This is a genomic window from Yoonia sp. I 8.24, from assembly GCF_022096995.1.
Taxonomy (GTDB): Bacteria; Pseudomonadota; Alphaproteobacteria; order Rhodobacterales; family Rhodobacteraceae; genus Yoonia.
This window is the reverse complement of the sequence record NZ_JACXGQ010000003.1, coordinates 292,410-317,302: the sequence shown is the minus strand read 5'-3', so window position 1 is coordinate 317,302 and position 24,893 is coordinate 292,410. Positions and strand designations below refer to the sequence as shown.

Annotated in this window: 30 protein-coding genes; 14 read left to right on the top strand and 16 right to left on the bottom strand. The window is 54.6% G+C overall.

Annotated elements, in window-relative coordinates; all coding sequences use genetic code 11:
- The first annotated feature begins 55 nt into the window (after positions 1–55).
- Positions 56–562: a GNAT family N-acetyltransferase gene (locus Yoon_RS07350; RefSeq protein ID WP_238111474.1), complete on the top strand. Its 507-nt coding sequence runs from the start codon at positions 56–58 to the stop codon at positions 560–562.
- A gap of 155 nt (positions 563–717) precedes the next feature.
- On the top strand, positions 718–1,227 hold the full coding sequence (locus Yoon_RS07345) for a DUF2087 domain-containing protein (RefSeq protein WP_238111472.1): 510 nt from the start codon (positions 718–720) through the stop codon (positions 1,225–1,227).
- Here Yoon_RS07345 and Yoon_RS07340 read toward each other — a convergent pair.
- The 10 genes from Yoon_RS07340 to Yoon_RS07295 form a co-directional block, all read right to left on the bottom strand.
- Positions 1,212–1,988: an enoyl-CoA hydratase-related protein gene (locus tag Yoon_RS07340; protein ID WP_238111470.1), complete on the bottom strand. Its 777-nt coding sequence runs from the start codon at positions 1,986–1,988 to the stop codon at positions 1,212–1,214. The genes Yoon_RS07345 and Yoon_RS07340 overlap by 16 nt on opposite strands.
- Positions 1,989–2,057: 69 nt before the next feature.
- On the bottom strand, positions 2,058–2,498 hold the full coding sequence (locus tag Yoon_RS07335) for a cytochrome c-type biogenesis protein (protein ID WP_238111468.1): 441 nt from the start codon (positions 2,496–2,498) through the stop codon (positions 2,058–2,060).
- The gene (locus Yoon_RS07330; protein WP_238111466.1) at positions 2,495–4,465 is read right to left on the bottom strand and encodes a heme lyase CcmF/NrfE family subunit; all 1,971 of its coding nucleotides are present in this window, start codon (positions 4,463–4,465) and stop codon (positions 2,495–2,497) included. The genes Yoon_RS07335 and Yoon_RS07330 overlap by 4 nt, the downstream gene beginning before the upstream one ends.
- A gap of 78 nt (positions 4,466–4,543) precedes the next feature.
- Positions 4,544–4,747 carry a hemolysin XhlA family protein gene (locus Yoon_RS07325; RefSeq protein ID WP_238111464.1) on the bottom strand — a complete coding sequence of 68 codons (204 nt, stop codon included), beginning with the start codon at positions 4,745–4,747 and terminating at the stop codon, positions 4,544–4,546.
- A complete protein-coding gene (locus tag Yoon_RS07320) occupies positions 4,740–5,228 on the bottom strand; it encodes a holin family protein (RefSeq protein WP_238111463.1) in 489 nt (162 codons plus the stop codon). The genes Yoon_RS07325 and Yoon_RS07320 overlap by 8 nt, the downstream gene beginning before the upstream one ends.
- A complete protein-coding gene (locus tag Yoon_RS07315; RefSeq protein ID WP_238111462.1) occupies positions 5,219–5,830 on the bottom strand; it encodes a holin-associated N-acetylmuramidase in 612 nt (203 codons plus the stop codon). The genes Yoon_RS07320 and Yoon_RS07315 overlap by 10 nt, the downstream gene beginning before the upstream one ends.
- Before the next feature lie 45 nt (positions 5,831–5,875).
- Positions 5,876–6,343 (bottom strand): cytochrome c maturation protein CcmE, encoded by a 468-nt coding sequence (gene ccmE, locus Yoon_RS07310; protein WP_238111461.1) that lies wholly within the window; start codon positions 6,341–6,343, stop codon positions 5,876–5,878.
- Positions 6,340–7,368 carry an N-acetyl-gamma-glutamyl-phosphate reductase gene (gene argC, locus Yoon_RS07305; RefSeq protein WP_238111460.1) on the bottom strand — a complete coding sequence of 343 codons (1,029 nt, stop codon included), beginning with the start codon at positions 7,366–7,368 and terminating at the stop codon, positions 6,340–6,342. Before argC ends, ccmE begins: the two co-directional genes overlap by 4 nt.
- A 34-nt stretch (positions 7,369–7,402) precedes the next feature.
- On the bottom strand, positions 7,403–8,215 hold the full coding sequence (locus Yoon_RS07300; protein WP_238111459.1) for a glutamate racemase: 813 nt from the start codon (positions 8,213–8,215) through the stop codon (positions 7,403–7,405).
- Entirely contained in the window at positions 8,193–9,101 is a 909-nt protein-coding gene (locus Yoon_RS07295; protein WP_238111458.1) for a lysophospholipid acyltransferase family protein, read from the bottom strand. The genes Yoon_RS07300 and Yoon_RS07295 overlap by 23 nt, the downstream gene beginning before the upstream one ends.
- A 273-nt stretch (positions 9,102–9,374) precedes the next feature.
- Between Yoon_RS07295 and Yoon_RS07290 the strand changes: the two genes are divergently transcribed.
- The 6 genes from Yoon_RS07290 (at position 9,375) to Yoon_RS07265 (ending at position 14,820) form a co-directional block, all read left to right on the top strand.
- Positions 9,375–10,295 (top strand): LysR family transcriptional regulator, encoded by a 921-nt coding sequence (locus Yoon_RS07290; RefSeq protein ID WP_238111457.1) that lies wholly within the window; start codon positions 9,375–9,377, stop codon positions 10,293–10,295.
- 234 nt (positions 10,296–10,529) lie between these two features.
- The gene (locus Yoon_RS07285) at positions 10,530–11,024 is read left to right on the top strand and encodes a hypothetical protein (protein WP_238111456.1); all 495 of its coding nucleotides are present in this window, start codon (positions 10,530–10,532) and stop codon (positions 11,022–11,024) included.
- A 319-nt stretch (positions 11,025–11,343) separates the two neighbouring features.
- The gene (gene purL / locus Yoon_RS07280; RefSeq protein ID WP_238111455.1) at positions 11,344–13,503 is read left to right on the top strand and encodes a phosphoribosylformylglycinamidine synthase subunit PurL; all 2,160 of its coding nucleotides are present in this window, start codon (positions 11,344–11,346) and stop codon (positions 13,501–13,503) included.
- Between the two features lie 74 nt (positions 13,504–13,577).
- The gene (locus Yoon_RS07275) at positions 13,578–13,808 is read left to right on the top strand and encodes a BolA family protein (protein ID WP_238111454.1); all 231 of its coding nucleotides are present in this window, start codon (positions 13,578–13,580) and stop codon (positions 13,806–13,808) included.
- Positions 13,809–13,880: 72 nt separating this feature from the next.
- Positions 13,881–14,240 carry a Grx4 family monothiol glutaredoxin gene (gene grxD, locus Yoon_RS07270; protein WP_238111453.1) on the top strand — a complete coding sequence of 120 codons (360 nt, stop codon included), beginning with the start codon at positions 13,881–13,883 and terminating at the stop codon, positions 14,238–14,240.
- Positions 14,233–14,820 (top strand): hypothetical protein, encoded by a 588-nt coding sequence (locus Yoon_RS07265; RefSeq protein WP_238111452.1) that lies wholly within the window; start codon positions 14,233–14,235, stop codon positions 14,818–14,820. The genes grxD and Yoon_RS07265 overlap by 8 nt, the downstream gene beginning before the upstream one ends.
- A 5-nt stretch (positions 14,821–14,825) precedes the next feature.
- On the opposite strand, the gene Yoon_RS07260 is transcribed toward Yoon_RS07265, so the two are convergent.
- Together Yoon_RS07260 and Yoon_RS07255 are read right to left on the bottom strand one after the other, a co-directional pair.
- On the bottom strand, positions 14,826–15,215 hold the full coding sequence (locus Yoon_RS07260) for a cell division protein ZapA (protein ID WP_238111451.1): 390 nt from the start codon (positions 15,213–15,215) through the stop codon (positions 14,826–14,828).
- The gene (locus Yoon_RS07255) at positions 15,202–15,669 is read right to left on the bottom strand and encodes a hypothetical protein (protein WP_238111450.1); all 468 of its coding nucleotides are present in this window, start codon (positions 15,667–15,669) and stop codon (positions 15,202–15,204) included. Before Yoon_RS07255 ends, Yoon_RS07260 begins: the two co-directional genes overlap by 14 nt.
- 282 nt (positions 15,670–15,951) lie before the next feature.
- Here Yoon_RS07255 and tkt point away from each other — a divergent pair, with 282 nt between their 5' ends.
- The 3 genes from tkt to Yoon_RS07240 all read left to right on the top strand — a co-directional run bounded on the left by tkt (position 15,952) and on the right by Yoon_RS07240 (position 18,898).
- A complete protein-coding gene (tkt, locus tag Yoon_RS07250; RefSeq protein ID WP_238111727.1) occupies positions 15,952–17,970 on the top strand; it encodes a transketolase in 2,019 nt (672 codons plus the stop codon).
- An 83-nt stretch (positions 17,971–18,053) separates the two neighbouring features.
- A complete protein-coding gene (locus tag Yoon_RS07245) occupies positions 18,054–18,281 on the top strand; it encodes a hypothetical protein (RefSeq protein ID WP_238111449.1) in 228 nt (75 codons plus the stop codon).
- 86 nt (positions 18,282–18,367) lie between these two features.
- Positions 18,368–18,898: a hypothetical protein gene (locus Yoon_RS07240; RefSeq protein ID WP_238111447.1), complete on the top strand. Its 531-nt coding sequence runs from the start codon at positions 18,368–18,370 to the stop codon at positions 18,896–18,898.
- Positions 18,899–19,554: 656 nt separating this feature from the next.
- Here the strand turns inward: Yoon_RS07240 and Yoon_RS07235 are convergent.
- On the bottom strand, positions 19,555–20,301 hold the full coding sequence (locus Yoon_RS07235) for an outer membrane protein (RefSeq protein ID WP_238111446.1): 747 nt from the start codon (positions 20,299–20,301) through the stop codon (positions 19,555–19,557).
- A gap of 435 nt (positions 20,302–20,736) precedes the next feature.
- Between Yoon_RS07235 and gap (Yoon_RS07230) the strand changes: the two genes are divergently transcribed.
- A complete protein-coding gene (gap, locus tag Yoon_RS07230) occupies positions 20,737–21,738 on the top strand; it encodes a type I glyceraldehyde-3-phosphate dehydrogenase (RefSeq protein ID WP_238111445.1) in 1,002 nt (333 codons plus the stop codon).
- On the opposite strand, the gene Yoon_RS07225 is transcribed toward gap (Yoon_RS07230), so the two are convergent.
- Entirely contained in the window at positions 21,735–22,250 is a 516-nt protein-coding gene (locus tag Yoon_RS07225) for a GNAT family N-acetyltransferase (protein ID WP_238111444.1), read from the bottom strand. The genes gap (Yoon_RS07230) and Yoon_RS07225 overlap by 4 nt on opposite strands.
- Positions 22,251–22,307: 57 nt before the next feature.
- On the opposite strand from Yoon_RS07225, the gene Yoon_RS07220 reads away from it, so the two are divergent.
- Entirely contained in the window at positions 22,308–22,451 is a 144-nt protein-coding gene (locus tag Yoon_RS07220) for a hypothetical protein (RefSeq protein WP_238111443.1), read from the top strand.
- Between the two features lie 74 nt (positions 22,452–22,525).
- The gene (gene gap, locus Yoon_RS07215; protein WP_238111442.1) at positions 22,526–23,527 is read left to right on the top strand and encodes a type I glyceraldehyde-3-phosphate dehydrogenase; all 1,002 of its coding nucleotides are present in this window, start codon (positions 22,526–22,528) and stop codon (positions 23,525–23,527) included.
- A gap of 50 nt (positions 23,528–23,577) precedes the next feature.
- Here the strand turns inward: gap (Yoon_RS07215) and Yoon_RS07210 are convergent, their stop codons facing one another.
- Both Yoon_RS07210 and coaD read right to left on the bottom strand, forming a co-directional pair.
- Entirely contained in the window at positions 23,578–24,318 is a 741-nt protein-coding gene (locus Yoon_RS07210) for an alpha/beta hydrolase (protein ID WP_238111441.1), read from the bottom strand.
- Positions 24,319–24,335: 17 nt separating this feature from the next.
- Positions 24,336–24,830 (bottom strand): pantetheine-phosphate adenylyltransferase, encoded by a 495-nt coding sequence (gene coaD, locus Yoon_RS07205; protein ID WP_238111440.1) that lies wholly within the window; start codon positions 24,828–24,830, stop codon positions 24,336–24,338.
- Between the last annotated feature and the right edge of the window lie 63 nt (positions 24,831–24,893).

The window sequence follows — 24,893 nt, the reverse complement described above, 5'->3', positions numbered from 1 at the left end:
GTGGCCTTTTTCTTATGAACCCCACAGCCCCTCGCAAAATATCAAAGAGTAATCCGTGACGCTCAAAACTGATCGCCTTGTGCTTCGTGAACCGCGCCCATCCGATCTGAATGCGATGTATGCGCTCTATAGCGATCTGCGCGCCATGAAATATTGGTCGACCGCCCCACATGCAGATCGCTCAGTAACCAAAGCCTTGCTCGACCGCATGATAGCTTCATGGGAAGAAAGCCCGGCCTATTTCCAAATGACATTGGATGGCACCTACATCGGAAATGTCGGGAATTATCGCGGGAGTGAGGTTGGGTTCATTTTACATCCGGATCACTGGCGCAAAGGTTATGTGTTTGAAGCCATGCAAGCCGTAATCCCATATCTGTTTGATATCACCATTCACCCCGGATTAACTGCAGACGCAGACCCGCTGAATGCGGCATCGGTCGGATTGCTACGTCGGCTTGGTTTCGTAGAAACCCAAACAGCCAAAAACACCTATTGCATCAATGGTGTCTGGTCGGACAGCGTATATTTGGCCTTGCCACGCCCAAAGAACTTGCCTTAATCTAGCTTTGGTCATCAGTTCACCAAGGCGTCGCCAGTCCATCCCGGACCTCGTTAAACCTGACATTGGCACATGAATATCCGCTGCAATCAGCCGGATGACAAGGGCGACCATCACACCGCGTGCGGTGCCGGTACAGATTTCAGGGGCGCGATATGCCACACCAATTACAACAGATCACGATCAACGACCTTTCTGCATTTACCAAATCCTTGCGCGTCGCCTTGCAACAGCAAGAGGATTTTCCAAGCCACGCGCGGATGCTCTCGCTGGTGGCCAAGGCGGCCGGCTATGAGAATTACCAGCACCTCAAGGCGGATGCCCCCGCCCCGGCCACAGCAAAACAGTCACGGAGTGTTGAACGGGCATTGCGCGCCTTTGATCATGGGATGATGACGCGCTGGCCAAAACAAACGGCAGTGCAAGGGCTTTGTCTTTGGGTGTTTTGGGCACACCTGCCCGCAAATCAAGATTTGACAGAAAAACAGGTGAACGAAGCGCTGAAAGCGGGTCACAGCTTTGGCGATCATGTGCTTTTGCGGCGGTCACTGATTGACCACCGCCTTGTGACGCGCACCAAGGACGGCAAAATCTACCGCCGCATTGAACAGGCACCAACCGCCGACGCACTTGCCGTGTTAACGGCGGTTCAGCGCCCTTTGTAATTCGGCGCACGTTTTTCCATGAATGCGGCGACACCCTCGTAGAAATCATGGGTCTCGCCGCAAATCGCTTGGAGTTTTGCCTCAAGCGCCAATTGGTCGTCCAGTGTATTTTCAGACGATCCACGGATCGCCGTCTTTAGCTGTGCGTAAGCCACGGTTGGTCCGGTCGCGAGTTGCAGCGCCCGTGCTTTGACGTAATCCGGGAATTCAGCCGCTGGCGCCGTTTCATAAATCATGCCCCAGTCGCGGGCCTGTGTTGCGCTGATCTTATCAGCAAACAAAGCGGCCCCCATCGCACGCGCCGCACCGATTTGACGCGGCAACCAATAGGTACCGCCGGCATCCGGGATCAGTCCAATGCGGGTGAATGCCTGTACGAAATACGCGTCTTCAGACGCAATCACCACATCCGCCGCAAGCGCAAGGTTTGCCCCGGCCCCCGCCGCGGGCCCATTCACCGCGCAGATTGTTGGGATTTTACAATCAAAAATGGATTTCAGCATCGGCACGTATTCGTCGCGCAGGGTGGCTTCCATATCGATTTTGCCATCCTCGGATGCATCCGCAAGATCTTGCCCAGAGCAGAACGACACCCCTGCCCCTGTCATCACTGCGGCGCGTGCATTGTCTTGGGCGTGTTTGAACGCATCTGCAATCTCAAGCCGGATGCGCGTGTTCAGTGCGTTCATCACGTCTGGACGGTTCAGTGTGATCGTGGCCACGTTATCGGTGATGTCATAGGTAATTTCTTGATAGTCCATCTGCGTATCCTTGGGCTGCGTGGCCGCCACCCTAACGCCTTGGCTATCGGTGCAAAGCACGACGGGGCGTCACTGTTTCAGGATTTCTTCCAACGCCGCTTCTTCATCCGCGCTCAGCGGTTCTGCGGCATCAGCCTTGCGTCGAATTGTGGCCCAGCCAACGCCCAGTGCCAGTAGCAACATCAATGGGGCCGCCAGCCAAAGGATAAGGTTTGCCCCCCGCGCATCGGGGCGTAGTAAAACGTATTCGCCATAGCGGAACACCATGTAGTCGACGACCTGCGCATCGGTATCGCCCGCCACAAGCCGTTCACGCAACACCACGCGCAATTCTTGGGCGACCGGGGCATGCGATTCATCGATGGATTCATTTTGGCAGACCGGGCAGCGCAGCCCTTGTGACAATTCGCGCGCGCGTGCCTCTAATACTGGGTCGTCCAGAATTTCATCTGGTTCGACCGCAAAAGCGGGTGCCGCCAATAGGCAAAGCATGAGAACCAAGCGCTTCATTCCGCCGCCACCATCTGTTTGTGTTTTGCTGCCGCTGCGCCGATCCGCAAACGACGGTCAGACAAGGAGATAAAGCCCCCCAAAGCCATCAAGATCGCGCCACCCCAAATCCAATTTGCAAAGGGTTTGACGTAAACACGTACCGCATAGCCGCCATTTACCTGCGGATCACCAATCACCACATAGATATCACGCAGGATACCATTGCGGATATCGGCCTCTGTGGTGGGCATTTTCGCGACGGGGTAGAACCGTTTTTCAGGGCTCAGTATGCCCAACTGCTTATCACCACGCCAGATGCTCATATCCGCCATGGTGGTCACGTAATTGGGTCCTTCGACTTGGCGCACCTCGTCCAGCGTAAAGCTGAATTGGCCAACGTCCCAGCGGTCGCCAACCTCGGCCACGCGAATATCCTCGATTTCCCAAGCCATCATCGCGGCAATGCCAAAGACTGTGACGCCCATCCCCATATGCGCAAAACCTTTGCCCCAATCCGCACGGGGCAACCGTGTGATCCGGCCAAGGCGCGCCTTGATGCCACCGCGCCCGCTGCGCATCCAAAGATCAGCGATAGAACCGCCCACGACCCAAACACCCAAGATCACGCCAATCGGCCCTAAGGCTGTGCGTTCCGTCTGAATTGCATAGGCCAATGCGCCAAGCGCGATTGCCAATATCAGCCAAGGCACCATCGGCTTGATCGCCCGCGACACGTTCCCGCGTTTCCACGCAAGGATCGACCCGACAGGCAGGACAACGGCCAAGGCGACCATGAAGGGGGTGAATGCAGCTTCAAAAAACGGCGGGCCGACGGAAAGCGTACGCCCAAACAGCATTTCCGCAATCAGCGGCCAGATCGTCCCGATAAAGACAACAAAGCATGAGACCGCAAGCAGCACGTTATTCAACACCAGTGCGCTTTCGCGGCTGACCGCGCTAAAGACGCCTTTGGATTCTAGCGCGCTTGCGCGGGCTGCGAATAGGGTCAGCGCACCGCCCAAGAACACTGCGAGAATAACCAGAATTAACACGCCACGTGCAGGGTCTGTTGCAAATGCATGTACCGACGTCAGCACGCCGGAGCGCACGATAAATGTGCCCAATAGCGAAAATCCAAACGCGAGAATGGCCAGCAAAACTGTCCAGCTTTTCAGCGCCTCGCGCTTTTCGACGACGATTGCGGAATGCAATAGGGCCGCAGCAATAAGCCAAGGCATGAAGGACGCGTTTTCAACCGGGTCCCAGAACCAAAAACCGCCCCAGCCCAATTCGTAATAGGCCCACCACGACCCCAGCGCGATTCCAAGCGTCAAAAACACCCACGCCGCCAATGTCCATGGGCGCACCCAACGCGCCCATGCAGCGTCAACTTTGCCTTCGATCAAGGCTGCAATCGCAAAAGAAAACGCCATGCTTAGGCCAACGTACCCAAGGTAAAGAAATGGCGGATGAAACGCGAGACCGGGGTCTTGGAGCAATGGGTTCAGATCCTGCCCATTCAGCGGCGGCACCGCGAGCCGCAAGAAAGGGTTCGACGTGAACAAGATGAACGCGAAAAACGCAACGCCGATCGCACCCTGCACTGCCAGTACCCGCGCGCGCAAACGTGCGGGCAGATTGCCGCCAAACACAGCCGCGCTCGCGCCAAACAGCGCAAGAATCACCAGCCAAAGCAGCATCGACCCTTCATGGTTGCCCCAAACGCCACTGATTTTGTAGATCATCGGCTTATCGGTATGCGAATTGGCAAAGACCAATTGCAGCGAGAAATCAGAGGTTACAAAGGCCCAGGTCAGCGCCCCAAAGGAATAGGAGACCAGCAAAAACTGTGCGATCGCTGCGGGTTCAGCAACCCCCATCCAACTGGGGTTATTACGGTGGGCGCCAATCATCGGAATGACTGTTTGCACAATGGCAATACCAAAGGCCAGAATCAGCGCGAAATGTCCAAGTTCAGTAATCATGCCCGCAGTCATAGCCCAAATTTCGACGGTGCGACATGGGCTCGCGGATATTTCAGCGATACATATTGACGCGACATGTCACAGCCGGAAGCCACCCTGCAACGCATAGGTCAGCGCCCCCATCAAAAACCCACCGATAATCAAACGCACAAGCCATTTGAGCGTGTCTTCTATCGCGCCAAGACGGTCCGCGACATTATCGCGGTGCACTTCGTCCACGGCGTTGCGGGTTTCAATCGAACTTAGCCGTTGCTCGACCTTGTCAAACCATGTCCTATCCATTCTGGGCCTGCCAATCATCCAAGGCCGGGTTGTCGCTGCGCGCGGCTTTATGCGCCTGAACGGCCGCGACCGTGCCTGCAACGGCACGCTGGAAATCTTGCTCTTTGGCTTGATGGCGCGCCCCGAAATAAAAGCTCACAATTGCCCCCATCAGCCACCAAAGTGGCTCAGGCACCAGCGCAAGCCCTTCCATACCTTTGATGAATTCATCTGGTTGGCGCATCGCCGCGATGAACATCCAAATCGTGCCAAGCGCCAACATCGGACGCGGCAGACGGTTCAGCCCATCCACCAAGCGGTCAAATAGCCCCCGGCGCGGATGCACAAATTCGGCAGCAAATTGTTGCAGGCTTTGCGATTTCGCGTCTGCGGCCCGGACAGCCCCGTTTTCGGCGTTTTCGCGAAACACTTCGGCGGTGTCAGCGATCACATTGCGCCCATCACCAAATAGGAAACCCATGATCCCGGTTATCAAGCCCATTTCGCAACCCTTTGTTTATGTTGTGTTTCCGTCAGATGATAGCGCGGGTCTATGAATTCTTCGGCGCGGGTGATCCAGCCACCTTTGCCACCGTCACGCCTGCGCGCATATTTGCGACTGGCAGGGCGATTTGCGGCCAAATCATAATAGTAATTGCGCCGCGCGATCCCATAAGCATCAACCATATGATCTGGCGCAGCCGCAAAGGCACGCGCCGTTGCAGCAATCGTCTGCGGACCAATCTGGCCATCCACGGTCGCCGCGATCCGCATTTCATTGAGCAGCCGTTGCAGTATCCGCACCGCGTGGACGCCCGCGTTCACATACATATCAAAGACCGTCGCGTGCAGCGGTTCTGGCAGCTTGTCGATTTTGGGCGCGCGGAAATAATGTTCGACAAAAATGGACACGGCATGGGCGCGGGTCAGTACGCGCACATCATCTTCTGTCACCTGATTGTCCCCAGTCAAATCCATACCGAGCCTGCGCATCGTGTGGATCGTCACACCATAATTCGTGGTTCCGCCGGGATCGTCGGGGTCGTTCACATAGCCGCCCTCGCGGGCGACAATTTCACTGGCGATTTGCGTAATGGATTGCATCGGTAGCCCTCATGTCTGCGTGACATGAAGGCTGCCTGAGAGAGGTTAATGTGTCGCGTCGGCACCGTCCGGTGCAACATAGGTGCCCTGATCCTTCAGCGCATCAATGACTTCTTTAGGCATATAAGTTTCATCATGCTTAGCAAGAATTTCAACAGCTTCGAAGGTGCCGTTAATGTAACGCCCTTGCCCAACGACGCCCTGACCCTCGGCGAAAAGATCAGGTAAGATACCATTGTAGGCCACATTGATCACAGCACCGCCATCCGTCACCGCAAAGGTGATTTCTTGCCCTTGGCCGCGCACAAGCGATCCCGTTTCAACCAACCCACCGATCCGAAATAATTCGTTCGGGGCGGGCGGTGCGGCGGCAACTTCGCTGGGTGAGCGGAAGTACTGAAAACTATCTTCAGGCAAAAACCAAAGTGCCGTCAGGATCGCCCCGACACAGGCCCCGGCGATGCCGATCACCTGAATACGCCGCCGCTTTTTGAGATTCTTAAGCCCGCTCATGGGAATACCGGTGCCATCATCAGCCCTTCGGTTTCAGGCAGGCCCAGCATCAGGTTCGCATTTTGCAATGCCTGCCCGGATGACCCTTTAGTCAGGTTATCCAAAGCCGCAATCACAATCGCACGCCCTGCAATCCGGTCGGCCGTCACCCCGATGTGGCAGAAATTCGATGCCCGGATATGTTTGATCGACGGTGCCTGACCCATTGGCAGCATCTCGATGAACGGTTCATCCGCATAGGCGGCGTTCAATGTGTCAAAGATCACCTGCGGGTCACCTTGCACATATGTTGTCGCCAAAATACCCCGGTTGGCCGGGATCAAATGGGGTGTGAACTGGATATGCACAGGGCGGCCAGCGATTGCGCTAAACTCTTGATCAAATTCGCCTAAATGCCGGTGTGTGCCGCCCACGGCATAACCATGCGCACCCTCGGAGAGCTCTGCGTGCAGCAGGTTTTCTTTCAGGCTACGCCCTGCCCCAGACACGGCCGCCAGCAGGGTCATCACAATCTGATCAAGATCAATCACCCCCGCAGCGATCAAAGGACGCAGCACATATTGCCCCGTTGCGGCATTGCACCCGGTGCCGGCCACAAGCCGCGCGTTCTTGATCTCTTCGCGGTAGAATTCGGTCAGCCCGTACACGGCTTCTTTTTGCATCTCGACGGCGGCATGGGGTTTACCATACCATTTTTCGTAATCCGCAGGGTCACGCAGCCGGAAGTCAGCGGAAAGATCCACGATTTTCAAATGCATCGGCAATTTTGAAATCACCGCTTGTGACGTGGCGTGCGGTAAGGCGCAAAACACCAGATCGACCCCATCAAAAGACATGTCTTCGATGGTCGTCAGGACAGGCAAGTCCAGATGGCGCAGATGCGGAAAAACATCAGCCATGGCCATACCCGCCTTTGAGTTTCCAGAAAGCCCGACGATGTTGAGGCTCGGATGTGTGGCAATCAACCGGACCAATTCGGCACCGGTATAGCCAGAAGCGCCAAGAATGGCGACGTTATGTGTCATAGTTTTATCCCTTTGGGATGGAAATGAGGTAAGTTCAAGCTGCGGTAAATGTGATTTGTCGTCGCAGGAACTGTGTCGCCCGTGAAGAGACCTTGTCAGGATCGCCCGTTGTCAAAAACGTCGAAACCTGACCCGGCCCGACCATTTCAGGACGCCGGGCCAGATAATCGGCGAGGCTTTCGGCAACCAGATTGGCCTGAGAGAAGACTTTGACGTCGGGACCAAGGGCGGCCTGAAACTCTGTCTCCATCAGCGGGTAATGGGTGCAGCCAAGAATGGCCGCATCTGGTTGCGGCATTTTGCGCATCAACGCATCCACATGGCTGCGCACCAGCGCATCCGCAAGGATCATATCCCCATCTTCGATCGCATCGACAACCCCGCCGCAGGCTTGTGCCTCGACATCAACTCCAACGGCCCGGAACGCGAGTTCCCGTTGAAATGCGCGGCTGGCCACGGTGGCGGGCGTCGCGAAAAGCGCGACATGTTTGGCCGCAACTTCGCGCGGTGGCGAATTATCACCCCATTGCCGTTCGGTCAGGGCCTCGATCATCGGTACGAATACACCCAGCACGCGTTTGCCCTGCGGCACCCAGCTTTCTTGCATCCGCCGCAGCGCCGCCGCGGAGGCCGTGTTGCAGGCCAAGATCACCAGATCGCAGCCTTCGTCAAATAGGCGTTGGGTGGCGGATGTGGTCAGATTGTAAATATCATCTGGCGTGCGGACGCCATATGGCGCATGGGCGCTATCGCCCATATAAACAAGTGGCACATCAGGCAGGCGTTTTGCGACAGCGTCCAGCACTGTCAGCCCACCCAAACCGCTATCGAATATCCCGACCGCCATCACGCACCTTGTGTATTTCTTCAAACTCATGCCCGTATTGATTTGCGTCAATCGGGCTTGGGCTTAGGTCATACGTGGCTTTGCGCAAGAAATCCATGCATGCTTTGGGGTCTTTTTTATAGGTTGCCAATGTCTCCGGGGAAATGGGCTCTCCGATAACGACGCGCACAGGTTTATTCACCCGTTTGCGAAACTCGCGGATCAACAGGCCAGTGCGTAGGTTGGCATGGATATGGCTCGCAAGTTGGAAAAAACGGCTGTTGCGACCTTCAAAGAAAACCGGAACGACCGTCGCGCCCGATTTTGAGATCATTTTAGCGGTGAACGTGCGCCAGCCAGGGTCAAGCGGGGCCGAAAACGGGGTCGCAGAAGTCGACACAGTGCCGCCGGGGAACACGCCAATCGCGCCGCCCTGCGATAGATAGCTTACCGCCGCGGCACGTGTTTCAAGGTTCAACTTGGCGGCTTCTTTGGATTGCAAAAATGAGATCGGCAAGATCACCCGTTTCAGATCAGGTGCACGCTGAAAAATCTCATGTGCGAGCACGCGAAAATCTCCTGAGCGGCGGTGCGACAGAATGCGCCCCAGCATCAATCCATCTAAGATACCGTAGGGATGATTGCTGACCACAACGACGGGTCCGGAAGCGGGGATATTTTCAAGCGCGCCTGCGATAATATCGAGTTCAAGCCCGTAGCGTGCGACGATCACGTCCCAAAAGTCTTGGCCCGCGGCAACATCAGCGTCATAACCACGCGCGCGCCGAATAAGCGAAAACCGCCCCGTCGCATTCTCCATAGCGCGGACAAGAACACGCCCACTGCGCCCTTTGACAGCCGTCGCATAGGAAATATCGCGCGCGACTTGGCGTTCAAGTTTAGACATATTCATCTGGCCCGTGATTTCAGTGACGCTTAGATTAGCACATCACGGCAACAAAAAAATGACAATTTGTGCGCTGGGGCAAATGTGGTTCTAAGAATCGCCCATCTAAGCGCCAATCCCGGATTATCTGCGCATGAACCCGCTGATTTCTCCGAATTTAGCGCGTATTTGATCCAAAATGGTCGAAATGGGCCGCGATCAGTTTGCAACTCTTTGCAGCAATAGCGTAGGTAGACGGGGTAATTACCTTTGGTCAACGACAGGTAGGCGAGTATGGACTGGGACAAACTACGGATTTTCCACGCGGTCGCGGATGCAGGGTCGTTGACCCACGCGGGCGACACGTTGCACCTGTCCCAATCTGCGGTCAGTCGCCAAATCCGCGCGCTCGAAGAATCGCTCAACACGACCTTATTTCATCGCCACGCACGCGGGCTGATCCTAACGGAACAGGGTGAACTGCTGTTTGACGCAACCAAATCTATGAACAAGCGGCTAGAAGCGGCGGAAGCCCGCATCAAAGACAGTGAAGAAGAAGTCTTTGGAGAATTGCGCGTCACAACGACCACCGGGTTTGGCACCATGTGGTTGGCCCCGCGCCTGCCGAAGCTTTACGAAAAATACCCTGATCTAAAAATCGACCTGATGCTCGAAGAACGCGTACTTGATCTGCCCATGCGCGAAGCCGATGTCGCCATCCGGATGAAAGAGCCATCACAAGCAGATCTGATCCGCAAACGGTTGATGTCGGTGCGCATGCGGCTTTACGCCTCTGAAGACTACATCGCGAAAAACGGGATGCTCAATGATATTGAGGATATCGCAAACCACCGTTTGATTTGCCAAAGCCCCAATTCAACCCAAGTGAATGCGGGCGCCACATTGGTGCAACACCTGATGACATACGATGTACACAGCCTGTTTACCGTGAATAACTACTTTGGGGTTTGGCAAGGGGTTGTGAATAGTCTTGGGGTTGGCGTTTTGCCGGATTACCTTGTCGAAGGGTTCCCGCAGCTAGTCCGTATTTTGCCCGATTTAGAAAGTGGCGAAGTTCCCGTCTTTCTGGCCTACCCAGAAGAGCTGCGCCAATCTCAGCGGATCAGCGCATTCCGTGATTTTGTCCAAGATGAAATCTTTGCCCACCGCCGCAAATTACGTGACAACACGCAAACGGCGAGTGAACCCACATAACGCCATTAGCGCTGATTTATTTACGATAACAATACCTTGATTAACTATCGCGGGAACTAATCCCGCTTTAAGACGTTTACCATTTGTTAAACATTTTGTTGGCTGCAACATCAGTTCGCTGTAAGTTAAACCTACGCCCATGTTGGGCATCGCGTCACGAGTAAACCAGCACCGACGATTTCGAGCACCCTTTTGTGCGCCCATATCGCTGTGCGTGTTCAATGGATGTTAACGATGAAACTGTTAAAAAGTGCCGCTGTCGCGGCCTGTTTGTTGCTGCCTTCGCAGCTTTGGGGATGGGACATTATCCCCGACGAAATCCGCGTCCCGCTTGGCAGCCGCCATGTAAATAATGAAATGGACGTCGATTTAAACGAAATCAATCCTGGTTTCGCACTGACTTGGAACGGCGGTTGGGCCGATATCACCGCCGGTTCCTTGCGCAATAGTTTTCGCAATACCGCAGCGTTTGTGACGGTATCACGCGATTTTTGGCAAGGGGACCACTGCAGCGCTGCCGGATTTATTGGCACGGCACATTACCCCGAACTAAGCGACACAGTGCAGTATCAATATAATGGATGGATTCCCGTCGGCGGCCTACATACGGAATGCGGCCCCTTCTATGTTCAAGCCATGCCCGGACGCGGATTAATCGGCGGCCCCTCTGGAAAAGCCCATTCAGATGTTATTCTGGTCTTTGGCCTGACACTCGACTTAGGACGGTAAGTTATTATTATTCCACCTAAAGCTGTAGGCATGCGCAAAACGCATGACGGCATTGCAAGAATCGCAGGTATTTTTTCTTGATTGCGTAAAATTTACGCCCTATCTGACCCCTTGAAAGCGAAGATGCTTACAGTCTCATCGCTTTCACCTCCCTGTTGGACTTCGCCGGGCCCTGCGCCCGGCATTTTTTTTGCCAACCTCCTTTCCCCAATATATACGCACGCAGCGCGCAACAGGAATTAACGTCGCACCGGAAAAACCGCCTTCCAACCAGCGCAACAAGGCCTTACAAGGCCGCAACGCTGCTTGGGAGACGACCATGACCGAACCGATGATCACTGATGACCTGATCGCTTCACACGGGCTCAGCCCTGATGAATACGCCCGCATCCTCGAGATCATCGGCCGCGAGCCAACTTTTACAGAGCTGGGCATTTTTTCGGCCATGTGGAACGAGCATTGTTCCTACAAATCTTCTAAGAAATGGCTACGCACCCTGCCTACCGAAGGCCCACAGGTAATCTGCGGCCCCGGTGAAAACGCAGGCATTGTCGATATTGGGGACGGCCAAGCGGTTGTTTTCAAAATGGAAAGCCACAACCACCCCTCTTACATTGAACCTTACCAAGGGGCGGCCACAGGCGTTGGTGGCATCCTGCGTGATGTCTTTACCATGGGTGCGCGCCCCATTGCGGCGATGAACTCGCTTTCGTTTGGCCAGCCTGAGCATCCCAAAACACGCCAGCTTGTGAACGGCGTTGTCGCCGGTGTGGGCGGTTACGGCAACTGCTTTGGCGTGCCAATGGTTGGCGGCGAAGTGCGGTTCGACCCTGCGTATAATGGCAACTGTCTTGTGAACGCTTTTGCGGCTGGGCTGGCCGATACGGATAAGATTTTTTACTCTGCGGCGTCGGGCATTGGGATGCCTGTCGTGTATCTTGGCGCGAAAACCGGGCGTGACGGTGTTGGCGGCGCGACAATGGCTTCGGCTGAATTCGACGATACAATCGAAGAAAAGCGCCCCACCGTCCAAGTTGGTGATCCGTTCACCGAAAAGCGCCTGATGGAAGCGACGCTCGAACTGATGGCCACGGGCGCGGTGATTTCAATCCAAGACATGGGCGCCGCCGGGCTGACCTGCTCTGCGGTTGAAATGGGCGACAAAGGCGGGCTTGGCGTGAAACTGACGCTCGAAAATGTGCCCCAGCGCGAAGAGAACATGACCGCCTACGAAATGATGCTGTCAGAATCGCAAGAGCGTATGCTGATGGTGCTCAAGCCTGAACTCGAAGCCGAAGCGCGCGCCGTGTTCGAGAAATGGGATCTTGATTTTGCGATTGTGGGTGAAACCATCGCCGAAGATCGGTTTATCGTTGTCCACAACGGCGAAGTGAAAGCGGATCTGCCATTGGCAACGCTGTCAGGCTCTGCGCCAGAATATGACCGCCCTTGGGTGCCGACACCAGCGGCCGAACCGCTGACAGACACGCCCGACGTGAACCCGATTGATGGTCTTAAGGCTCTGATCAGCAGCCCAAACTACGCGGGCAAACAGTGGGTTTACGAACAATATGACCAACAGGTTATGGGCGATACGGCCCGCACCCCCGGCGCAGGGTCAGGCATTGTGCGCATCCACGGGACTGATAAATCGCTGGCTTTCACCAGTGATGTGACCCCGCGCTACGTCAAAGCCAACCCCATTGAGGGCGGCAAACAAGCCGTCGCCGAAGCCTATCGCAACCTGACCGCTGTGGGCGCGACCCCGCTTGCAACCACCGACAACATGAACTTTGGCAACCCAGAAAAGCCTGAAATCATGGGCCAATTTGTCGGTGCAATCGAAGGGATCGGCGCTGCTGTAACGGCGCTTGACATGCCCATCGTGTCAGGCAACGTGTCGCTGTACAATGAAACAGATGGCACAGGCATCTTGCCGACACCGACAATCGGTGCGGTCGGGATCATTCGTCAGTCAGACGATATGATCAACGGCCAAATCCGCGAGGGTCATGTTTTGCTGCTTGTTGGCGACACCGATGGCCATCTTGGGCAATCCGCCCTCTTGGCCGAGGTATTCAACCGCGCCGAAGGCGACGCGCCTGCTGTCGATCTGGACGCGGAAAAGCGCAACGGTGACTTCATCCGCGAAAATCACGCGATGATCACGGCTTGTACCGATCTCAGCGATGGCGGGCTGGCGCTTGCCGCATTTGAACTGGCAGAAAAAGCTGGCGTCGGGATCAGCATTGACGCCGAGGACACCGCAAGTTTGTTTGGTGAAGACCAAGCCCGCTATCTGATCGGCTGTAACTTTGATATGGCTGAGGCGCTGATGCTCGCGGCTGGTGGCGCCGGGGTGACATTGACAACCGTCGGCAAAGTGGGCGGCGAAAACGTCAGCTTTGGCGCCCATGAGGCACCGCTCGACACGTTGTCTGCAACCTTCCGCAGCGCATTTGCTGCAGCAGTGGCCTAAAACTGTCAGGGGCGGCCCCTTGCCGCCCAACTCCCCTGCCCCTAGATTATAGGGAACCGACCAAAGGACGTCTTATGCCAATCACCGCCACTGACATTGAAACACTGCTGCGCAAAAACTTTCCCGACGCGACGATCACCGTGCAAGGCGACGATGGCGCGCATTTCGCCGCCGAAGTCATCGACGAGAGCTTTCGTGGCATGAACCGTATTCAGCAGCAACGCGCGGTGAACGCCACGCTCAAAGAAAAAATCGATAGCGGCGAATTGCACGCGTTGGCACTGACCACAAAAGCACCTGCGTAATTCGCCACCTCTAGGCTCAAAATTTGCTCCCCAATTAGACGCCATTTTGGGGCCAATCAAAGGATAGTACCCATGACCGCTGAAACCCAAATCAAAGACACCGTCACCAACAACGATGTTGTCCTGTTTATGAAGGGCACAAAAACCATGCCGCAATGTGGGTTTTCATCCCGCGTGGCTGGTGTCTTGAACTTTATGAGCGTCGATTATAGCGATGTGAACGTATTGGCCGACGACGAAATCCGCCAAGGCATCAAAGATTTTTCCGATTGGCCAACCATCCCGCAGCTTTACGTCAAAGGCGAATTTGTCGGCGGATGCGACATCATCACCGAAATGATGCTGTCAGGCGAATTGGACACATTGTTTGCGGATAACGGCGTGACGTTCGACAAAAACGCAGCCGACCAAATTCGCGAAGCGAATGCTTGAATATGATTTTGCAATTGCAGATATCATAGGCCCACTTCTTCTCCTCGCTGTCGGCATCGTGCTTCTACGCTATAATCGCCCGCCCGGCGGTTATAGACGTACGAAACCGCGGCTTGGAGATGAAGCCATCGATTTCAAGACCGCAAACGATGCGAATAAAGGCTACACTGCTGCCAACGAACGTATGTCTCATACGGAAATGAATGATTGGATGGATCGGCAGGTGCCACAAGCGGATGGCAAGACGACACATTATCGCGAATATGACGAAAAAGAGAGCGCAGAAAAGCTCGTCAAAGGTATTGTTACGCACAACGGCGTTGTCCTATTTATGCGCCAATTGAATGAATTCGACGCGTCTAGCCCAGATGCAAAGACACGTGCCCTTCTGCAAGAGGTTGGCGTTGCTTTTAAAACGGTCGACGTCAGCAAAGACCCGACTATGCATTTGGCATTTCCAGAAGACGGCACCGAAATCAGCCTGCCGATGGTCTATGCGCATGGCAAAAAAATCGGATCTTACGACACCATCAAAAAAATGCACCGAGACGGGACCCTCGGGGCAATTTTTTCTAAGTAATTGCCTTAGGTTTTCGGGCTAACCTGATCTGCCAGCGCTTCTGCACGGGCCGCGATTTCAGCAAGCGCTTCTGTCACGCTGGCCGGGACCACGGGCACTTCGATACGTTCGGGCGCTGGTGCGGGTTGCGCCTCAAGAAACGCGATCCGGGCGCGTAATTCTTCGAATTCAGTGGCACTTTTTTCGAGTTTGGCTTCGAGACCTGCAGTTTTATCTGCCAACATCAGACCCGCCATCAACAGCATGCGTGCTTCGGGCATCCGGCCAATCTGGCCCGACAGATGCGCAGCTTCGGTATCAAGCATGGCGGCAGCGGAATGCAAAAACTGTTCTTCACCGGTCTGACAGGCAACTTCAAAACTGCGACCTCCGATTGTGATTTCAACCTGCGGCATGGGATGTCTCCTCGACCAATGGTTTCAGTTCCGTCAAAATCGCATCAATTTCAGCGGCTTCTGCGTTGCGCTGGTCTTGTATGGCTTGCAATTCTGCGGCAACGGCGGCGTTCACCAGATCAGGGGTCAAACCTTCGGTCACCGCATCGCGCAGCTTTGTATTGATTTCACGCATCTGCGCATTCGACGCCCGCAGTGTCTGTATTTGCGCGTCATAGGCGGCCAATTGCACACGTTGTTTTTCAACCCGGTCTGTCAGGCTGGCGACTTGGGTGTCTTGACGCTCTTTAAGCGCACGGACACGCGCGACCAGCTCTGCATTTGCCGCACGCTCAGCTTCTAATGCCGCACGCAATTCTGCGTCGCCATCGCTGGCCTGCTGGGTTTCAATCCCCTGCCTGATCCGGTCCAAAGCCGTTGTAATCCGACCTTCCAATGCACTCATTTCACTCATCTGCTCGTCCTTTTGATCTGCTCGCGCGTCAACACATGTCCTGCCAACGACGAGAGACCGTTTGTATTCAGTCGCCCGGTGCGTGCTGAAATTTGATCCAGTCTAATTGCTACCAATCCGAATCGTGCCTTTTGCAGTCCAGACTATGCCATCACGCGATGCGTCGCAAATCACAGCTGTCTTTTCATTTGAACGACTTAACTGTCACGCTTGATCTTAGGCTTCACCCTGATATGACGCAGGCAAGCAAGACATTTACCTTTTGAATAGGATGTGACCACCTTGGATATCAAAGCCCTGCGCGCCGCCAACCCTGAACATTGGAACAAAGCCGCCGCCCTTCGTACGCTCACACTTGATGCGGTTGCTGCTGCGAACTCTGGCCACTCTGGCATGCCGATGGGCATGGCCGATGTTGCGACTGTATTGTTCGAAAATCACTTGAATTTCGATCCAAAGACCCCTGAATGGCCCGACCGTGATCGGTTTATTCTCTCTGCGGGTCACGGGTCAATGTTGCTTTACGGTCTGATGTACCTGACGGGCTACGAAGATATCACGCTGCAACAGATCAAAGATTTCCGCCAATGGGGCGCAAAAACTGCCGGTCACCCTGAATACGGCCATGCGCGCGGTATCGAAACCACCACAGGTCCTTTGGGCCAAGGCATCGCCAATTCGGTTGGTTTTGCCATCGCCGAAGAAATTCAGCGCGCCACATGGGGTAAAAAGATCATTGATCACCAAACCTATGTGATTGCAGGCGACGGCTGCCTGATGGAAGGCGTCAGCCAAGAGGCCATCGGCCTTGCCGGTATGCAAAAGCTGGGCCACCTTTGTGTGCTTTGGGACAATAACAACATCACCATCGACGGCACCGTTGATATGGCTGATATCACTGATCAGCCTGCGCGCTTCGTGGCCTCTGGTTGGCATGTCCAAGAAATCGATGGGCATGACCCGGTTGCGATTGATGCCGCGATTACCGCAGCTAAGGCCGACCCGCGCCCATCTATGATCGCGTGTAAAACACACATCGCTTTGGGCCATGCCGCGCAAGACACCTCCAAGGGGCACGGCGCATTGACCAATGCCGACCAGCTGCGCGCCACCAAAGAGCTTTACGGTGCGCCACTGGGCGATTTCGAAGTTGCCGCAGATGTCAAAGCCGCATGGGAAGCCATCGGCGCGCGCGGTGCCGCCACACGTGCAGATTGGCAAACCCGCTTTGCCAATCTGTCCGGCACCAAACAGGCGGAATTCAACCGCACCTACGCTGGCGAAGCGCCAAAGAAACTCTCTGCTGCTATCCGCGCATTGAAAAAGCAAATCAGCGAAGACGCCCCCAAGGTCGCGACCCGCAAATCGTCAGAAATGACTTTGGCCGTTGTGAACCCGCTCATGCAGGAAACTATCGGCGGCTCTGCCGATCTGACCGGCTCAAACAACACGCTGACAGCGGATATGGGCATCTTTGAACCTGAGAACCGCAAAGGCCGCTACATCTACTACGGCGTGCGCGAACATGGCATGGCTGCTGCGATGAACGGCATGGCCTTGCATGGCGGTGCCCGCCCTTACGGCGGCACATTCATGTGCTTCACAGATTACGCGCGTGGCTCTATGCGTCTGTCCGCTCTGATGGGCGTGCCCACAACCTATGTCATGACCCATGACAGCATCGGGCTTGGCGAAGACGGCCCAACCCACCAGCCGGTTGAACATCTTGCCATGATGCGCGCGACGCCTAATACACATGTATTCCGCCCTGCGGATACGGTGGAAACAGCTGAGGCATGGGAGATGGCGCTGACATCGACCACCACGCCTTCTGTGCTGTGCCTGTCACGCCAAGGGCTGCCCACTGTGCGCACAGAGCACAAAACCAAGAACCTGACCGCGCAAGGGGCCTATGTCCTTGCAGATGCCGAAGGCAAACGTCAGGCGATCTTGATGGCAACCGGGTCCGAAGTCGAAGTGGCGCTTGCCGCGCGCGACCTGCTGCAAGCCGAAGGTATCGGGACCCGCGTTGTGTCCATGCCCTGCTGGGAACTGTTCGAAGCCCAAGACGAAGCCTACCGTCGCAAAGTGCTTCCAGCAGGCCCAGTGCGGGTCGCTGTTGAAGCAGGCGTGCGTCTGGGTTGGGACAAATGGCTGATGGGCGAGCGTGGCAACAACAAAAAGGCAGGCTTTGTCGGCATGCCCGGCTTTGGCGCCTCTGCCCCGGCGGATCGCCTGTTCCAAGAATTTGGCATCACCGCCGAAGACACTGCAGCGATGGTCAAATCACTGATCAAATAAGACAATGGGCGTCGGGATGATTTCCGGAGCCCATTTTTAAACCGCGCGACGCCACTGTTCGCGCCTTAGCTACGGAGACTAAAATGGATTTCGGAGACATGATCGGCAAAGCCGCTGGCGCATTGGGCGGTAGTGATTTTGATTTGGCAGAAACACTCAGCGGCGCGGGCATTGATGCATCAATGCTCAAGGGCCTCGACCTATCCGCCGCAAAAAGCTTTATCGAAGAAAAAGGTGTCGATCTGAGCATTCTCGATACGCTTGGGCTGGATCTTGATGAACTGCTCGCAAAGTTCACGGGCGACGCATAAGTCGTTAGTGGTGGCGCTGACTGCGCCACCTTTCTTACAGTAGAATGCGAAATATAGATATTCGATGTCAGCAAAGGCCATCGCCTATGAAATTTTCATCAAAGCTGGCTATCTTTACGTCTATAACGTTGGGCTATGCACATTCAGCGATGGCCAACGGTCACGACTTGCCCTGTTATCAGCGTGTTTACAGTGCAGCACATATGGCCGACCACCCCGAACAAAACGTCGCAGAGCTGACATTTTGGTTCGAACTGATCCACTCTGGTGACGTCTTAGTCGGTAATTTCAAGACCTTGACTGCAGACACGTCAGAGACGCGCGAACGCGGCATCGCAGATCAAATCTTTGAAGATGGCATGTTCTGCTACGGCGGACAGTTTCCGAACACAAACCAAGTTACGCAATGTACTTTGGAGTGCGGCGGCCCTGATGTACTCATCGAGTACCCTGCCCCGGGTGAACTGCTCTTTCACACCAAAAGTATTTCGGTGAACAACTCTGCGGGTCGCTGCACCTCTGGCGTCCTTCAAGAGGGCGATGCCGATACTTATGTGTCCTATCGCCTTTTCCTTGTCCCATCGGAAATGTGCACTGGCATCGGACCGTTTGGGTAATAAAATTAAATGGCGGCGTTCTCTATTGTTGCAATAGGGGGTTTGGGCATTTTACCTCTACAAATAGCGGACCGGGCTGCCAACACCTGACATAGGTTAATGCGGCCTCTTGCCCCCAAGGGGTTCCTGTTTCTTCTACAACGAGAAGGTTCTCCAATGCGAATACCTTGGGCCTCTCGTTCGCCATTCCATGCATCAAAACTTGATCTGAAAGGCTTGACCCTAAAGGCGCGCGATCAATCAGTACTGACATTTCAGAATAATTGCCCCCTATGATGTACCCCACCCGGTAGTCTACACGTTCCCCATTATCAAAAGTAACATGGCCTTCGGATATTTCGGCCAGATTCCAGTTGAACGGGTCGGCGCACGCAATCTGGCTAGAAAATGCAAGGACCGTTACAACTGCTGCGGTGCGATATGGATTCGACTTCAACAACAATAGTATTCCTTACCTGAATGCTCGTTTACCTAAACCAAGCCAATTTTAGGCACCAGATGCCTCTGGATTCGGCAATATAGCAACCGCGCGCCAAACCGTTAGCGCAACATGGCAGGTCAAGACAGATTTCCCGACGGCCAGGCGCGCAAGATGGGGACTTCAAAAAACAAAAAGGGCGCTTTCGCGCCCATTTTACCGTTTTTCAATGCCGGAACTAGAAGTGATAGTTCACGCCAAAACGGACGACTGTAGCGTCGATTTTGGTTGCACCGCAGGGATCGCCGCAAGGGTCGGTTGCGGCCTCGACAAGCTCGTCGGATTCAAAAAAGTACAGCGCCTCTGCTTTTAGAGAAAGGCCCGAATTCATCATGTATTCGACACCAAGGCCCGCAACTGGCGTAGTCACGCGCGCGGTGTTCAGCGTCGCTGGGTCATATATGGGAAAGCCGACTTCGACCTCCAATGCGCCAACACCAGCGGTCACGTAAGGCAGCCACTGTCCCGTGGCGTATCCAAGGCGACCACGCAATGTTGCCGCGGCTAAAATATCTGTTTGGCATTCTTCACCACAGCCGAAGTCATCCGTGTCCCCAGTGTCGCCTTCGGCAGACGCCTTGGAAATATCGGCTTCGACACCATAGACAATATTACCGCGCTGCCAGTTGTAACCGGCTGTCAGGCCGAAAATTGCACCCTCAGGTGCAGGCGTTGGCTGGTCAAAGTCGTTTGGATTGTCTTCACAGGTTTCTTCATAGCCTTCCTGACAAAATAGTGATGAGCCCGAAACGCCCCCAAGCGTACCACCTGCATAAGCGCCTGACCAATCGGTCACAGCCGCCGCTTGCGGTGCGACAATAGCAGTTTCGGCAATCGGCTCAGCCAAAGACCCGGCAGATGCAGGTTGCACCAACAAAACGCTGGCGCCGGCCAGCAATGAATTCTTGAGCAATTGTAGTTTCATGGATTTTTACTTCTCTATTAATAACGCACATTGTTAGATACCCATTCTGCGCGTACAATTTTCGCGACCATACCGACCACAAAGCTAACTATCTAACCTGACTTAAAAGGTAATGAATTCTTAATACTTATGCGAATGCCGTTTTTGCTATTGCAGCATAATCGGTCGTCGACTGTCTCATTTTTCCAACATCAGCGTAAAGCCAGCCGGTGTCGGCCCCTCACCTGCATTTGCGGCAAAACATATATTCTGACCTCTGGTCATGGAATGGTGTTGCCACGGCGGATCACCGCGAGTGCATACCTGTTAGCGAAAACAGTTAGCGCAACCACCTAAAGTTATCGCTAACATACTGAAAACTTGCTATTTTCAGGCTTTTCAGAATCCTTCTCATTGCCTATCGACCCCCTAACGCGACGCATAGGAGCAAGGCACATGACTGTCACCATTGGGATCAACGGATTTGGCCGCATTGGCCGCTGCACATTGGCACATATCGCCGAGGCCGCGCGCAACGATGTGCAAGTCGTCAAGATCAACGCCACTGGCCAGATTGAGACAAACGCGCACCTGCTGAAATATGACAGCGTGCATGGCCGTTTTGGCAGCCCAATCAAAGTTTCCGGCAACACGCTGGATCTGGGACGTGGGCCGATTGATGTGATGTCGACCTATGACCCCGAAGAACTGGACTGGTCCGGCGTGGATGTTGTGCTCGAATGTACGGGCAAGTTTAACGATGGTGAAAAATCCGCCGTTCACCTGTCGCGCGGCGCCAAAAAGGTGCTGATTTCGGCACCGGCGTCAAACGTTGACCGCACTGTTGTTTACGGTGTGAACCACCGCGATATAGTCGCAGGTGAAAAGATGGTGTCCAACGGGTCATGCACCACCAATTGTCTGGCACCGCTTGCCAAGGTTCTGAATGACACGATCGGGATTGAGCGCGGCATCATGACCACCATTCACAGCTACACCGGCGACCAACCCACGCTAGACCGCCGCCACAGCGACCTATACCGCGCCCGCGCCGCCGCCATGGCGATGATCCCAACCTCGACGGGCGCAGCCAAAGCATTGGGTGATGTGCTGCCGGAATTAGCGGGCAAGCTCGACGGGACCGCAATGCGCGTGCCCACACCAAATGTCAGCGCCGTTGATCTGACATTTGAGGCCGGAAAATCCGTGACCGTTGCAGATGTAAACGCCATCGTCGCAGAGGCCGCAGGTGGGTATATGGGCATGGTGATGTCATACGATGATGAAGCCAAGGTCAGCATCGACTTTAACCACACAACGCAATCCTGCATCTTTGCACCCGACCAAACCAAAGTTGTCGGCGGCAAAACCGTGCGCGTCTTGGCCTGGTACGACAACGAATGGGGTTTCTCAGCGCGTATGGCGGATGTGGCGGCAACAATGGGGCGGTTGAACTAGGCTTCAACCTTTCGCGAAAACGTCAGCATTCCCTGCTCTTTCTGTTCAGCTTCCAACCTAAACCCCGCCTTACGTAGCACATGCGCAGAGGCGGGGTTTGTCGTTGCGACACCTGCCAAAAAGGTGGTGGGCGGCGGCGCGGCGGCGATCAGCCCCAACAAGAGTTCAGTCGCATAGCCCTGCCCCCAAGCACTTTGTGCAAATAGGTAGCCAATGTGAATAGCTGCACTTTGTGTGTCGACAAAGAGGATTAGCAGCCCAACCAGCTGATCCTGCTCCGAGATAAGATAAACATCGCTCTCATGCTGGCGCGCTGCGACCCAAGCAGCTGCATCCTCCGTCAGGACATACGAAGGTGGCAAATCGCGGGTCACCTCGTCGGTCAGGAGACCGGGCAAATTAAGCAAAAGTGTTGCCCGCGCAATTGGGTCCGCCAAAGTTTCCCCCCAATGCGTAACCTTGAGCCGAGTTGTGCGAAAATCGAAAATGGGCGGCAGCGTCGGATTGGGCATCTCATTTGCTTTCTCAAAGGTCTTACGTTTTTAACACCTTCAAGTTAGATGTTTTGCATGACGAATACGATCGCCCTCATACTTGCCATTTTGATCACCGGATTTGTGGTGATTGACCTCTACGTGATGCATTGGGGCGCTATTCCATTTCTGTTTCGCAAGCTTTTGGCGTTGATCGAATACATCGCAATTTGGCGATAGTGCCGATCTACGGTTGACCTTTTGCCATAAATCGCAATGTTAGCGCCAACAGTCATCCCTTAGGAGATAGCATCATGGCCGTCAAAGTTGCCATTAACGGATTTGGTCGTATTGGTCGTAACGTATTGCGCGCAATCATTGAAAGCGGACGTACCGACATCGAAGTTGTTGCAATCAACGATCTCGGCCCCGTGGAAACCAACGCGCATTTGTTGCGATTTGATTCTGTGCATGGGCGTTTTCCCGGCACTGTCACCACGACAGAAACCACCATTGACGCGGGCCGTGGCCCGATTGATGTGACCGCGATCCGCAACCCTGCAGACCTGCCTTGGGCGCATGTCGATGTGGTTTTGGAATGCACTGGGATCTTTACCAGCAAAGACGCCTGCCAAGCGCATCTTGATAACGGCGCGAGCCGCGTGTTGATTTCTGCACCGGGCAAAGACGCGGATAAAACCATCGTCTTCGGTGTGAACGATAATGCGCTGACGGCGGATGACGTCATCGTGTCAAACGCATCTTGCACAACGAATTGTCTGTCTCCCGTTGCCAAAGTTCTCAATGATGCGATCGGCATCACCAAAGGCTTTATGACAACGATCCACAGCTACACCGGCGACCAGCCGACGCTGGATACAATGCACAAAGACCTGTACCGCGCGCGCGCCGCAGCACTGTCAATGATCCCGACCTCGACCGGTGCCGCCAAGGCTGTTGGTCTCGTGCTGCCGGAACTGAACGGAAAGCTGGACGGCGTTGCGATCCGCGTACCGACACCCAATGTCTCTGTTGTGGATCTGACGTTCGAAGCATCGCGCGCGACCACCGTCGAAGAAGTCAATGCCGCCATCATCGCAGCGGCCGACGGCCCGCTCAAAGGGGTTTTAGGTTACACCGATCTGCCTATGGTCAGCTCTGATTTCAACCATGATCCGCATTCATCGATCTTCCACCTAGATCAAACCAAAGTGCTCGACGGAAACATGGTCCGTATCCTGACCTGGTACGATAACGAATGGGGTTTCTCAAACCGGATGAGCGACACAGCCGTCGCGATGGGAAAACTGATCTAATGAGTGGTCTCATATGAATAAAAAAGCCGGCCCCAAGTGGGTCGGCTTTTTTATTTGCTCAGAAAATCATTGATATGCGCCGCGTAATGCGGGTTTAGCGCTGTGTTATGATGGTTCGCGCCAGGAAGTATCCCAAATTGCACATTTTGTCCCGCATTCTCAAGATGAACGACCAAGCGTAGCCCGCCAGAGATCGGGATCAAATCATCTTCAGTCCCCTGTAATACAAGCACCGGCGCGTCGATTTGATCCGCATAGCCCAGTGAATTCCACCGCTGCACACCCGGCAGGTAACATGCTGGTAACCACGATGCGCGTGTCATCAGTTCGCACATCCGCGCATATGGCGCATCCAGAATGACACCATCAACCGCGCGATTGGCCGCAACATGCAGCGCCAAACCGGTGCCCAACGAATAGCCATGAACAATAATCGGTCCGCCATGAAACGCGGACAACCAATCATAAGCATCAAGAGCCTGCGCCTTTAGCCGTGCCTCTGACACTTGTCCGGGAATGCCGCCGCCGCTCGGATAGTCCAGTGCAAGCACCTGTCGACCTGCATCGATATGAACCGATAAATGCGCCCCAAAATAGGCCAATGATCCACCATTTCCCATAAAATACATGACGGCGGTACCATCCTGCGAAGGATTGGATACGCGCAAACTGGCCTGCGTATCCGCAAGGATCACGGTTTCAAACCGGGAATTTTCAAAGGGTTCATCACCAAACGGGTAGATAAAAGCTGGATGAAAAACGATCATGATCAGCGCATACAAAAGATACATCACCGCTGCCTTTGCTATCACTCGCCGAAGCGATCCTTCAGCGCAGTATTCACAGAGGGGGTGACGAACTTCGACACATCCCCGCCAAGCCGCGCGATTTCTTTGACGAGCTTCGAGGCGATCGCCTGATTCTTTGCATCGGCCATCAAAAACACGGTTTCAATGGAATCATCCATTGCGCGGTTCATGCCAACCATCTGAAATTCATATTCGAAATCGGCGACCGCGCGCAGACCTCGGATAATCACGCCAGCCCCCACGTCACGGGCACAATCAATGAGCAGGTTTTCAAACGGATGTACCACAATTTCGCAATTATGCGCTTCGCCAAGCGGCACGCATTCCGTTTTCACCATGGCCACGCGCTCTTCAAGCGAAAACAACGGCCCTTTATCGCGGTTAATTGCGACCCCAATCACCAGACGATCAACGAGAGTGCTTGCACGCCGTATAATGTCGATATGACCATGGGTGACAGGGTCGAAAGTTCCGGGATAAAGTCCAACACGCATGGCGCACCTCGTCAAATATTGTTGCGCGCACGCAATATTATTACGGCGCAGATTGCAAGACCG